This is a genomic window from Sulfuricaulis sp., from assembly GCF_041499725.1.
Classification (GTDB): Bacteria; Pseudomonadota; Gammaproteobacteria; order Acidiferrobacterales; family Sulfurifustaceae; genus Sulfuricaulis.
Map to the genome: position 1 here is coordinate 1 of NZ_JBGQKW010000085.1, position 11,628 is coordinate 11,628.

Sequence of the window (11,628 nt, forward strand, 5' to 3'; positions counted from 1 at the left end):
GCACGTCGCACGAGCGCCTTCGCTCGAACGAGATCGCCGAGCTGCGCCATCGCGATGCCTCGAAGCGCGAGCGCCGGCGCGTCCTCGCGCAAGGCGACCCGCTTCAATGCGCCGAGGGGATCACCCGCGGCGAGTGCACGCGCCGCGGCCGTGATCATCGAGTCCATGGGAACCTCTGATTTACTCCAGACGACCTTGCGACGAATCCCGCCACACTTGTAACTCCCATCGTTTCGATATCCTGCGCTAAGTTCATCTCGTGATCAACAACCCCTGAGGAGAAACGAATGGACACTCGAACGAAGGAGACAAGCGCGATGACGACACACATGACCGGAACACGTAAAGAATGGCTGGCAGCACGGCTCGAGCTGCTCAAGGCCGAGAAGGAGCACACGCGGCGCGGCGACGAGCTGGCGCGGCGACGGCAGGAGCTGCCGTGGGTTCGGATCGACAAGGACTATCGATTCGAGACCGACGCGGGAAGCGCCTCGCTGGCAAACATTTTCCAAGGACGTTCGCAGCTGCTCGTCTATCACTTCATGTTCGGGCCCGACTACACGGCGGGCTGCCCGACCTGTTCGACGATCGCGGACGGCTTCAACGGGTTTGCGATTCATCTTGCCAACCATGACGTGATGCTGTGTGCCATTTCGCGGGCGCCGCTCGCCAAACTACAGGCATACAAGCGGCGAATGGGGTGGACGTTTCCGTGGGCGTCTTCGTTCGACGGCGACTTCAACGCTGATTTTAATGTCTCGTTCACTGAGCAACAGCAGCGCGAAGGGGGCATCGAATACAATTACCTGCGCGAGCCGCCGGCGTCGACGATACCTTTCCGGATGGGCAAGGAAGCCGGCAACGAATCGCCTCCCGTTCAGAACGCCATCATGACCGGGACCGACGTGGCCACATACCTGCGCGAGAGGCCGGGCATGAGCGCGTTCGTGCTCGAGGACGGCGTCGTCTACCAAACCTATTCCACCTATGCGCGCGGACTGGACGGCCTCTGGGGCATGTACCAGTGGCTCGACCGCGCTCCCAAGGGACGCAACGAGTCGGGTATGTGGTGGCGCCGCCACGACGAATACAACAAGGGCTGAGCGAAGCCGTGGATATCGTGGCGCACCTGCGAATGGAGATCTCACGACCCATGGCTTCCGAGCGAGCGTCGGAGCAAATCTTCTTCGGCGTCTCGGCGCTGCTCTTCGCCGCCAGCGCGGCGGTAACGATCGTCTGGTGCGCGTCCATGTCGGCGATGGGCGAGATGCCGATGCCCGGCGGCTGGACGATGTCGATGGCGTGGATGCGGATGCCCGGACAGACGTGGCCCGGCGCCGCGGCGTCGTTCCTCGGCATGTGGGTCGTGATGATGGTGGCGATGATGCTGCCGTCTTTGGTCCCCATGCTGTGGCGCTACCGCCAGGCCGTTGGCAGGACAGGCGAGACGCGCCTCGGTCGGCTGACCGCGCTCGTGGGCGTGGGTTACTTCTTCGTGTGGACCGTGTTCGGAATGGCCGCCTTTCCGCTGGGCGTCGCGCTGGCAGCGGTCGAGATGCAGCTGCCGGCGCTGGCGCGCGCCGTACCCATCGCGGTCGGTGTGGTCGTCCTGATCGCCGGCGCGCTCCAGTTCACCGCGTGGAAAGCACGCCACCTTGCCTGCTGCCGGGAGGCACCGGGGCGCGGCCGTACGTTGCCGGCGGACGCCGCCACGGCCTGGCGACACGGCCTGCGCCTCGGGCTCCACTGCAGCTACTGCTGTGCCGGCCTGACGGCGATCCTCCTGGTCATCGGGGTCATGGACCTGCGCGCAATGGCTGTCGTGACGGCAGCCATCACCGTCGAACGTCTCGTACCGGCCGGTGAGCGCGTCGCGCGAGCCATCGGAGCCGTCGTCGTCGGGGCGGGGTTGTTTCTGATCGTGCGAGCAGCCGGGCTTGGATGACGCATCCGCATCGTGCCGCGTCGTGCGGTTTCAATCGAGTCTGAACCTATTGGTTCTTGATAGGCTATTATCGATAACTAGAAAAATAAATGATCTGATTCCAATTCTCGAATTCTTTTCTTATGGGTCACTGCTAGGTTGTAATCTAGTGATGTGATCGAATGCGGCTAACTTAGCTTTATCTTGTGTATTATAATTTCTTCTGCTGTGCTGCACTGACGAATTGTCTTCACTACTTATTGTTGCAGCCCAACCACCTCCTCGCTCGTAGACCGTGATTCGGTAACCATCTGCCCGAAGCCAAGGATTGCCCTTCGCTGAAATTCGCCATTTCCTAGTTAACCACCGCTTTCTTCTACCGGCACGGTTCTTCATGCTCGTTTCACGGATACGCGCCGCTGAAATATCACCCTCCATATGACCAGCACAGATGCAACCAACCTCTAGAACTTCAGAATAGTTCGGATGCTCCATGTGGTGGATAAAGCGAATTGTCTGCGATTCACACATTTCACATTGCACCTGTGGCTCACCAAGGTCTTCGATATCTACACAGCGCCATCCACGATGAGGCACCCCCGACTGTGACCACTTACCGCGGCCTGCCGCAACTAAACTCTCTTCGTGTTCTAGGGTGTGATTCATGGTTGCTTTCATTATCTTATAGCCATTTGCTTGATCGAGCGACGCCCAAGCAAATCTGCAAGGAGTTAATCGGGGTCAGGTATTCCACCAGTGCTTGAGGGCCATCCACAAGCTGTTGAATAAACCAGGGGCCTCGGTCCGGGACGGAGCTTCATTTGGAGACAATTTCGAATGTAATGCCTTCTTGCGATTTACCGCTTCAAAGTATGTCTGCTTGGTTGCACGATCGATTGCTCGGCCACGATCGATCTGCTGTTGCGACATTTGACCAGCCCAGATCACCTTGCTTCTGCGAATCCAGTAATGCGACCGGCAGGCAAAGCTCCAGTTGCCAATGGAAGGATAAAGTGTCACAACATTACCATCCATCTGCAGCGACCAATCTGTCGAAGTCAGGGGTGTAATCACTTCCTCACCGCAGCCACAACAGCACTTGTGTGCGGCCGTGCCGTAACGCTGGGAGATGTAAAGCACCCCCTCCTCAAGTTGCTCGGGGATGAACTCGACAAATTGATGAGACAGGTCCGTTTTCCTCATGCTGGTTCTGTCTCGGTTGTCTCATCACGGGTGAGTTGGTGCGCGTTGATAGCATAGGCGGATTGATGCTCCTTGTAGCAGTCTTGGTAGAAGCCGCAGTATTTCTTCCACTTGATCACCGCCATGGCCGCGTTCAAGGCATTCAGGTCGGCCACCTGAATATTGCTCTCGTACAAGTCATCCGCGCCGCTCTCCTTAAGCGATACGTGCCGGGGGAAATGATCGGACTTCTCGGAGGTACTCAACGTAACCCGGCAAGTCCCAATCAGGCACTGCTGATCATCGATCAGCTCTAGTTCCATGCCTACATCGATGAACGGTATCTTATGTTCGTGCAGGAAGTCCGCCACTAACTTGCGCACAGCTGGTTTGTCGACACACAGGAAAACGAAGTCGAAGCCGACTAGCTGCTTGACTGATACATCGTCCAAGTACCCTTCATGCGGGAAGATCCCTCGACGCATTTGGCTATAGATTTCAGCGTAATGCGCCACCTTGGATGGCTTCTTCCTCAAGGTCTCAAGCGATACCGCCCCGGGCGCACGGAAAGCGTTGTGCTGCAGGAACTCATCACCATCGAACAGATGGATTTCTCGGGCATGGGTTTTAGCCACTAGGTCCAGCACATAAGAACCTGTACCGCCCAAACCTACGATGGCAACTTTGTCCATGGCGAGTTTTCTCGCCAGACCAGCAATGCCCGCCCGGCTGGAGGCGGAATCGGTATAAATAAAGACCGAATCCTCCTCGAATGCCACGATGGGCTTGTACGTGCACGCGGTGACTGACGGATCGATAGCCCGTGCCGGATTCGAGAGGATCTCCACGTACCGGGTCATCTTTACATAATAATCTGGGTAGCCCTCAGACGGCTTGCATGAAAACCGATGGTGGACCTCAAGCCCTTCGCAAAGAGTTTGGGTAGCAGTACGATTCCCAAGTGCCGAAATAGCGGACCCGTCCGCGTTACACGGGCATTCACCCGCAAACCATACCTGATGATCACCCGGTCGCTGGGTTTGGTCATTATTCAGGGTGACATCGGTCACGAGGGTACCCATCGCTATTTCACTTCGCGAATTGACGTAAGGGACAGAGCGGAGCAGCAAGTAGCCGCTCCGCACTTCCACTTCGTACCCCTTGTCCCGCAACTTCTGCAAATCGGGATTATGACTGATCAGTTTTTCTGACATTGAAGATTATCCCGTCTTTGATGACCACATCTTTTCCATCTACCAGCGAACCGTCCTTACCGTGAGGGTTAGAAAAGGTCACCGTGTAGACCACTGTTGCGGATGGTTGCTCACCGGGAAAGGCCAGCTGAACCACCTGAAGGTAGGTCAGTTTGTGTTCAGTCACTTCACGTGGACGACCATTGACAATGATAGAGTAAGTTTTGTTTTGACCAGGCGCCTGGTCGGAATGGCTGTTATTCATAGTTTCAAATACCTCGTAAGTTAGTTAAAGGAAAAATACAACATCTGACATCCGTGCCTCACACTTTGATCTGATTCTAATTTCCGTGCCTTACTTAGCGACGACTTTCTTGACTGATTGGGCCCGAAGCAGATTGGCAATTAAATTGAACCAGTTTTCCCGGTGGACGAGCCGATCTCGCTGGAGATTGGCGTTCAGTATTTCCGCCTTGGTCAGTATCGAAATCGCTTCCCATGAATTCTCATCTAGGACGTAGGTAGCATTGTTAACGGATCGGCATTCCAGTATGCAGAGTCCGAGGCGCGGAAACCCGAACACGACATAGCCATCAAATCCTGCGGTACCAATAGCAACAAACTCAGGCTCATAACCTCCGATCGCTTCGAATCGGGCTCGTATTACAGGTTGGTTGCCTTCTTCTGCCTTCCGAACGAACTGCTTGAGCGCTGGCTGAGCCGACGCCCACGGGTTCTTTCCAGGTGGTAGTAACTCCCAGTTCATCTGCCGCACCGGAGCCTTCTCCCAGGCGGTCATGTCATGACGCAGGACAACACATTCACCAAATATTTCGATGAAAACGTTGGCGGTATTTGTAGCTCGGTCATCGTCTTTGGCCAAAACAAAGGGTCCGACAGCGACATGAACCTCATTTTTGGACTTGCGGATTTCCAATTCCACGGCATGGGGAGGAACATGAGTACGCGGGTACCTTTCGTACGGGACATCCACAATTTTGGAGCGGTCCTCAGTGTCGTAGCGTCCGCGAAATTCCGTCCAGTGCCACTCGGCCTGCCGGTAAGCCGTTTCCATTGGCCTATCTCGATGAACGATTTCATCGCCTAGCGCATTGCGCCGACACGCAGGACCAAAGCTTGCTGCCGGTAACAGACGTTCCCCGACAATAAGTGGCACTGAGAAACCTAATTCTTTCAGTGTGCTAACGTAGATTTCGGCTGGTAATCCCATCCAATACTCTTCGCCCGGCTTGAGATGGGTTAAATATTTGGCAATGCCGCGCGTTTTACGGTTAAATTTCATACTGTTTTCTCCAATAGGTTGGTATAGCGTCTTCTATATATTTCTGGGCGCTTAATTGGTAAGACTCTCGAGAAAGCCAGCACGGACGCGCCTCTAAAAATATTTTTGGCGTAGTACGTCCACAGCAGCGCCTACGGGAGTCCGACCCAGGGAGGGCCGTCCTCAATTGCGCCGATTACCAAACGATGATTCTGACCGTCTTGCCTTGTCAGAGGTTGATGCTGCACTCCGTCTTCTTTGCGATAATCCAGCGGATTTTGCGCGCGCAAAGAGCCTGGCGCGCGCTCGAGCCGCTGGGTTGATTGATTACAGTGCTGAAGACCTGCTACAAGAAGCATTTGTCAAACTCCTGTCTGGGGAACGACGCTGGCCCCGAAACGTGCACCCGCTGGTTGTCCTGACAACGGCCATGCACGGAATTGCGAGCAATATACGCAAGCGCACTGACAAGGGGGCCATCAACCGACACGTTGCAGTCTCAGCTGCTGAGGGGGAGTTGGAGAATGGACAAGAAATTGTTGCTGTCGAACGGGTCACCCCAGTGGAGAACGCCAACGCGACAAGTGAGCTTGCGGAAATTCAACGGCTCGTTGCGGGAGACGAGGACGCAGAATTAGTTGTGCTCGCATGGGCCGATGGTCTGCGGGGCAAAGAAGCAGCGGACGAATTGGGGTTTGATATGAAAAAGTATGAAGCTGCTAGAAAACGTTTGATAAGAAAACTCGAACCTGTCCAGGCTTTAAGGAGAGAGTCATGATCTCCGATAAGTCACAAAAAACATCGATGGAGAATTTCTTGGATTCGTATCTTCAGGATTTACTTGCCATGTCTGACAAGGATGTCTTGAACGATATAGAACCGGCATCTCTAAAGGCCGAAGCCCTTCGAATGCTGGAGTCGGCCAAGACTATTGCCGGTAAACAACGATTAGCGGCCGCTAGGGAGCGGATGGCGAGTGTGCCAAGAACCGTTTCTGAACGGTTACAAAACGTTTCTATAGCGGAAGCACGTGCGTACCTAAAGAAAGCTGCGAACGACCCGAGGTTTACCTTGGCTGCTCGAGAGCTGAGCGAGATGTCAGATGAAGACGTGATCACCCTCTATCAACAGATTTGCCTTCTCGAAGAACCAGATGGCAACAACTCGGGTGGCGCGTGACACCTGGTCAAAAAGCCGAAGCTCGTATTGCCGATCTCGGTATATCTGATCCACGCGACCTCGACGTTGAAGCGATTGCGTCCGACGCGGGCGTTGCGATTGAATACCGACAACTTACTGGTTGCGACGCAACCCTAGTCGGATTTGGGTCTCGTGCGATTGCAACGATAAAGCGATCCCATAGCCGAGGTCGCGAACGGTTTTCAATCGGCCATGAACTTGGGCATTGGGAGTTGCACCGCGGCAGATCTTTTCAGTGTCGGGTCGAGAACCCCTCCGAGAATCTCGCGTCGGATGCCGGGCTTGAAAAAGAAGCCGATACGTACGCATCCCACCTTTTAATGCCGGGATCACTTTTTAGTCCAGTAATTAAACCACTTGGTACGCCAGGCTTCTGCCAGATCGGAGAAGTCTCTGAACTTTTTCAGACCAGTCTTCTGGCGACAACAATTCGACTAGCGCACGTGAATAAGCTTCCGGTGATTGTGGCCTGCTATACGCTTCAGAAACGACGTTGGCATATTCGTGCTTTGGACGTGCCAGCGAGATGGTGGCTGCGAAGTGCGCTCGACAACGACAGTTTCGCGTATGAACTGCTAACAACAGGGAAGACATATCCGGCACCGCGAAAGCAGCCTGGTGAAGTCTGGTTCGAAAACGATGATGCCGAGAAATTCGAAATCCTTGAGCATTGCCACCCGATGGCCAATGGCGAGGTGCTGGTTTTACTTTACCTGACCGATTTCGAAATGCTCGAGGCTGGTTTCGACCCTAATGTTGGGCGGCGTAAATATGCGACGGCCCGGAAGGCGAACAGGGTCTAACTCTAATTTTTCTTCTTTCCCCCTCCCATCCCCCTCTTTCCCATGCTTGGCCTTGAAAGGATAGGCGCTGCCTGTGTTACCCAGACCGGTCACCCTTTACCATGCATAAGGTATCTGAGCAACGGCGTGATCAAGAGCAGCAATACCCCGGCGCCGAGCGAGCTCCCGACGAGAAACCAATACAAGGGAATGGTGGAACCGGCCAGCAGGCTTTCCAGTAGACGGAGAAAATGGGGACGGAGGGATTATTTTTTAGGCAATTCCTGACACGAGGAACGACTGCCTATTATTTAATCCCTCCGTCCCCTTTCGTCCTTGCTATCCCGACTGTTCAGAATGATCGCTCATAGCGAATGCCCATCCAGTCCGGCCCAATGATCGGCGCCAGCTGGGTCGCCTTCTGGGGAGTTACCGTGAGCATGGCGCTGCCGTAGCCCAACGCACCGCCGGCGATGACATCGCGCCAGTGATGCTTGTCTATGTCGACACGGATATAGCTCACGGTAGCTGCCAGCACCATGGCCGGCGCGCCATACCACCAGCCGTAGCGCTCCTGCAGGAATCCTGCCTGCGCAAACGCGAAGCCGGCGTGTCCGGACGGAAAACTATTGGAATCGCCGTTCGGCCGCTTGCCAAGGCTGGTTTGGTTGAAGATGGGGACAAGGACGGTATAGAGGACCTCATGGAGAACCGTGTCGCGCAGCCACTGCTTTTCCCCTTCGCTGTCGTCCTTGAAATACGCAGTCCCGAACGCCGCCAGCGGCAAAAGTATGGTAACGATATCGCCCTGCGTCTGGAGTTTCCTGCTGTCCGCAGCGGCGGCCGTTCCGGCGTGCAGAACGAACATCGCCAGAATGGCGAATGAGTACAATCTGTTCATGAAAACACTCCTTAAAGGAAATGAGCTGGATCGGCCAAACTGCTTAAAAGTTCCGGGCTCTGCGGAAATCTCATTCAGGGACCTCCAGCGGCTTTTGATCGCCAATCCACCGCACCGGCGCAGCGTTCACGACCTCGTAGGACTGTCATGGAGGATCTGATGTGGCGTGATTTAGCGCTTGATATGATTGTACAAGAGTAAGGGGATTCGCAGGAGGAGTCCGTGCGCTGTCGAACATTGCGTGGGGGTTGGATGGAGCCGCTATCTCTCGACAGGACGTTGATCTTTCATGTTTCCTTTCTTCTGCCTTCGTAAGTAATACAAAACCGGGGTCAGAAATAATGGTTTATTGTAATATTTATCGGCGCACCAGCCGGCTGAACGGGGGAAAAAGTCCGAGCTGACTGGAAAATCATCCGGCCGAATCAGCCTTTCCCATGCATGAGGTAATTGAGCAACGGCGTGATCAAGAGCAGCAATACCCCGGCGCCGAGCGAGCTGCCGACGAGAAACCAATATAAGGGAATGCTTGAACCGGCCAGCAGGCTTTCCAGTATGCCGGCCAGGTAATTGGCGATGGCGTTCGCGGTGAACCAGATGCCCATCATGATCGCGGCGAGACGCACCGGGGCGAGCCGGGTGACCATGGAAAGGCCGATCGGCGACAGGCACAGTTCGCCCATCGTGTGCAGCAGATACACGAAGAACAGCCATTGCGGCCCGACTTTGCCCAGGGTATCCGCGCGGCCCTGAGCGATCGCCAACACGATAAAGCCGGCGCCCATGATAAGAATCCCCACGCCCATCTTGGCGGACACGGGAAGCGCGAATCGGGACTGGTCCCAGCGCGTCCACATGATGGAGAACAGCGGCCCGAGCAGCACGATCAGCAGCGGGTTGATGCCCTGGAAATAAGACGCCGGGATTTCCCAACCGAGCAGCGCGCGATCGGTCAGCCGATCGGCAAACAGGTTCATGGTGCCGCCCGCCTGCTCAAAGCCCATCCAGAAGAAAATCACGAAGACACCCACGATCACGATGGCCAGCACGCGATGCCACTCTTCGCGGGTACAGGTCCTTTGCTGCCACGCGAGAAAAGCGATGAAGGCCGCGACGGGAATACCGACCTTAAGCTCCGTGCCGAGGCGGTTCCAAAGCGGCGTGAGCGCGCTGCCCACGCCGATCACGGCGTACACCAGCGGGATCATGAGGGCGCTGACGAGCACGATATGCAACCAGGCACGGCGGTCGAGCCGGTCCTGGCCGGGCGGCAGTCCCGCGTTGCCCAGTTTGTGCTGGCCGCGCACGAACCATATCACCGCGAACAACATACCGACGCCGGCGGAGCCAAAGCCCCAATGCCAGCCGATCTTCTCGCCCAGCGTGCCGGCGATCAGCGGCGCGAGGAACGCTCCCAGATTGATGCCGATGTAGAAGATGGTGAAACCGCCGTCGCGCCGTGGATCGTGCTCGCGATAGAGCGAACCGAGCAGCGTGGAGATGTTGGGCTTGAAGAAGCCGTTGCCGATGATGATCAAGCCCAGCGCCGGCATCAGCAGCGCGGGAAACGCCATGGCAAAGTGGCCCATGGCCATGACCAGGCCGCCAATCAGGATCGCCTTGCGGTAGCCGAGATAGCGGTCGGCCAGATAGCCGCCGACGATCGGCGTGAGATACACCAGGGCGGTGTAAGTCCCGTACACGGCGAGCGCATCGCGGCGCTGGTAGCCCAGCGCGTTGACCAGGTACAGCACCAGCAGCGCACGCATGCCGTAGTAGCTGAAGCGCTCCCACATCTCGGTGAAGAACAGCGTGGGCAATGCGGTGGGATGACGCTCACCATGGGGGGCGGCGTGCGGGGGCGTGACTTCGGTGACGCGGGTGGTCATGTCCCGATTCCCGGGGGATGAGGCGCCTATGAACCGAAAGTTGCTTTGATTTCTTCTCGATACAACGCTATTAAACCGTCCGCATCAACTCCGCCCCAGATAAGCCAATGAACCAACTCATCGATGATCTCGAGCGCAGCGTCGCTGAGCTTAAACTCGGTTATTTTGTACGAATTGTTAAGCGCGCCGATCGGCTGAAGGTGATCCAGTCGAAGAATCGACTCGTCGGGTCCGCCGGCGATCGGTAGACGATCCCAAACGAATTGAGGATATTCGCAATGCCGAACGCGCTCGACGAAATCGGGCTGGTAACCCGCGCGCCGGCCATCTCTGTCCACACCATAATAAGGCGCAACCAATACCGTTGGTGCGGTGGAATTCTTCGGCGTTCCCTCGGTCAGCGTTTGGTCTACCGCTGGATTAGTGGAACCAATGACCAGACAGGGTCGCTTCTTGGCCCGATAGGCTGCCCAAACCTCCCCGTCTGGCAGCGGCATGGCGGCGACGGGCAGATCAGTTTTGTCGAGCGGCTGATTGACGCTGAGGGGAGCCACTCGAAGGATGGCGCTGTCATGCCGACTGGCGTCAGTTCGTCCGACTGGCTCAAGCGCATAAGGAACCTGGTCCACGTGGGGCGCGAAAGCAATGATCAACGCACCCCGGCAAAGTTTTTTCTCATTGTTCCTAGTCCACCAGTTGGTGGATCCAACGATCGACTGAATGCAGTCGTCAGGAAACATTGCCGCCCCTCCGGGTAGAAGATTGCCATACTTCGTCCGAGAATTCGGCGGCTTTTTCGCCAGGTGTTAATGGCTGGCCAGCAAGATCGTCAAGCCAGGCAATACCTGCTTCGTAAATCGCGTCGTACCTGGGATTCTTTACCAGAGGTACCAGCCTGAGCGCTTTCGGTTTCCTGCTTTTTTGTTTCTCTTGTAGCGCCTGCATCCGCTCTTTTAATTTTTTCTTTTTCTTCTCGGAGAGGTTGTCCATTTTCAATGGAAGCAGTTCAGGCTCGGCGCTTGACGCATCTTCTGCTGCCAAGGAAAAGTCCAGGTATTCATTCGGTGCAGCCGATAGCATGGGCTTGGTGCTATAGACGTGATCGAGCAGGCTGGGCGCATCCTGCCCAAACCGGTCGACATAGCGCTTCAAGTACAGGGTGATATCGGCTGGAAGTTTCCATTCCCGCTCCTGTAATAATCGTTCGTTTCTCACGGACCAGCGAATCCCATCGTCCTTGTCCTCGTATTTGCTGGGAACTGTTTTTTTGTCTGC

At 55.9% G+C, this 11,628-nt stretch carries 14 protein-coding genes and 1 pseudogene; 5 read left to right on the plus strand and 10 right to left on the minus strand.

Features of this window, described 5'->3' with window-relative positions:
• Window positions 1-167: pseudogene (locus tag ACC569_RS12155) on the minus strand (helix-turn-helix domain-containing protein); the annotation flags it as partial.
• Window positions 168-317: 150 nt separating this feature from the next.
• Here ACC569_RS12155 and ACC569_RS12160 point away from each other — a divergent pair.
• Window positions 318-1,103: a DUF899 domain-containing protein gene (locus ACC569_RS12160; protein ID WP_372523813.1), complete on the plus strand. Its 786-nt coding sequence runs from the start codon at window positions 318-320 to the stop codon at window positions 1,101-1,103.
• Between the two features lie 50 nt (window positions 1,104-1,153).
• Entirely contained in the window at window positions 1,154-1,945 is a 792-nt protein-coding gene (locus ACC569_RS12165; RefSeq protein ID WP_372523800.1) for a DUF2182 domain-containing protein, read from the plus strand.
• A 120-nt stretch (window positions 1,946-2,065) separates the two neighbouring features.
• On the opposite strand, the gene ACC569_RS12170 is transcribed toward ACC569_RS12165, so the two are convergent.
• The 5 genes from ACC569_RS12170 to ACC569_RS12190 all read right to left on the minus strand — a co-directional run bounded on the left by ACC569_RS12170 (window position 2,066) and on the right by ACC569_RS12190 (window position 5,602).
• Complete coding sequence (locus ACC569_RS12170; RefSeq protein WP_372523801.1) at window positions 2,066-2,602, minus strand: hypothetical protein; 537 nt, start codon at window positions 2,600-2,602, stop codon at window positions 2,066-2,068.
• Between the two features lie 63 nt (window positions 2,603-2,665).
• Entirely contained in the window at window positions 2,666-3,127 is a 462-nt protein-coding gene (locus ACC569_RS12175; protein ID WP_372523802.1) for a DUF6527 family protein, read from the minus strand.
• Window positions 3,124-4,320, minus strand: coding sequence for a ThiF family adenylyltransferase (locus tag ACC569_RS12180; protein ID WP_372523803.1), 1,197 nt, complete (start codon window positions 4,318-4,320; stop codon window positions 3,124-3,126). Before ACC569_RS12180 ends, ACC569_RS12175 begins: the two co-directional genes overlap by 4 nt.
• Window positions 4,295-4,564: a multiubiquitin domain-containing protein gene (locus ACC569_RS12185; RefSeq protein WP_372523804.1), complete on the minus strand. Its 270-nt coding sequence runs from the start codon at window positions 4,562-4,564 to the stop codon at window positions 4,295-4,297. The genes ACC569_RS12180 and ACC569_RS12185 overlap by 26 nt, the downstream gene beginning before the upstream one ends.
• Before the next feature lie 90 nt (window positions 4,565-4,654).
• On the minus strand, window positions 4,655-5,602 hold the full coding sequence (locus ACC569_RS12190; RefSeq protein ID WP_372523805.1) for a hypothetical protein: 948 nt from the start codon (window positions 5,600-5,602) through the stop codon (window positions 4,655-4,657).
• Between the two features lie 205 nt (window positions 5,603-5,807).
• Between ACC569_RS12190 and ACC569_RS12195 the strand changes: the two genes are divergently transcribed.
• Genes ACC569_RS12195 through ACC569_RS12205 form a run of 3 tightly spaced genes read left to right on the plus strand, consistent with a single transcriptional unit; the run spans window position 5,808 to window position 7,584 of the window.
• On the plus strand, window positions 5,808-6,359 hold the full coding sequence (locus tag ACC569_RS12195) for an RNA polymerase sigma factor (RefSeq protein WP_372523806.1): 552 nt from the start codon (window positions 5,808-5,810) through the stop codon (window positions 6,357-6,359).
• A complete protein-coding gene (locus ACC569_RS12200) occupies window positions 6,356-6,760 on the plus strand; it encodes a hypothetical protein (protein ID WP_372523807.1) in 405 nt (134 codons plus the stop codon). Before ACC569_RS12195 ends, ACC569_RS12200 begins: the two co-directional genes overlap by 4 nt.
• On the plus strand, window positions 6,757-7,584 hold the full coding sequence (locus ACC569_RS12205; protein ID WP_372523808.1) for an ImmA/IrrE family metallo-endopeptidase: 828 nt from the start codon (window positions 6,757-6,759) through the stop codon (window positions 7,582-7,584). Before ACC569_RS12200 ends, ACC569_RS12205 begins: the two co-directional genes overlap by 4 nt.
• A gap of 331 nt (window positions 7,585-7,915) precedes the next feature.
• On the opposite strand, the gene ACC569_RS12210 is transcribed toward ACC569_RS12205, so the two are convergent.
• The 4 genes from ACC569_RS12210 to ACC569_RS12225 all read right to left on the minus strand — a co-directional run.
• A complete protein-coding gene (locus tag ACC569_RS12210; RefSeq protein WP_372523809.1) occupies window positions 7,916-8,464 on the minus strand; it encodes a phosphatase PAP2 family protein in 549 nt (182 codons plus the stop codon).
• A gap of 425 nt (window positions 8,465-8,889) precedes the next feature.
• Window positions 8,890-10,353: a peptide MFS transporter gene (locus ACC569_RS12215; RefSeq protein WP_372523810.1), complete on the minus strand. Its 1,464-nt coding sequence runs from the start codon at window positions 10,351-10,353 to the stop codon at window positions 8,890-8,892.
• Between the two features lie 26 nt (window positions 10,354-10,379).
• Window positions 10,380-11,093, minus strand: a complete 714-nt coding sequence (locus tag ACC569_RS12220) for a hypothetical protein (protein ID WP_372523811.1) — start codon at window positions 11,091-11,093, stop codon at window positions 10,380-10,382.
• Window positions 11,083-11,628: hypothetical protein (locus ACC569_RS12225; protein WP_372523812.1), on the minus strand; the 546-nt coding region annotated here is incomplete at its 5' end. The genes ACC569_RS12225 and ACC569_RS12220, both read right to left, overlap by 11 nt.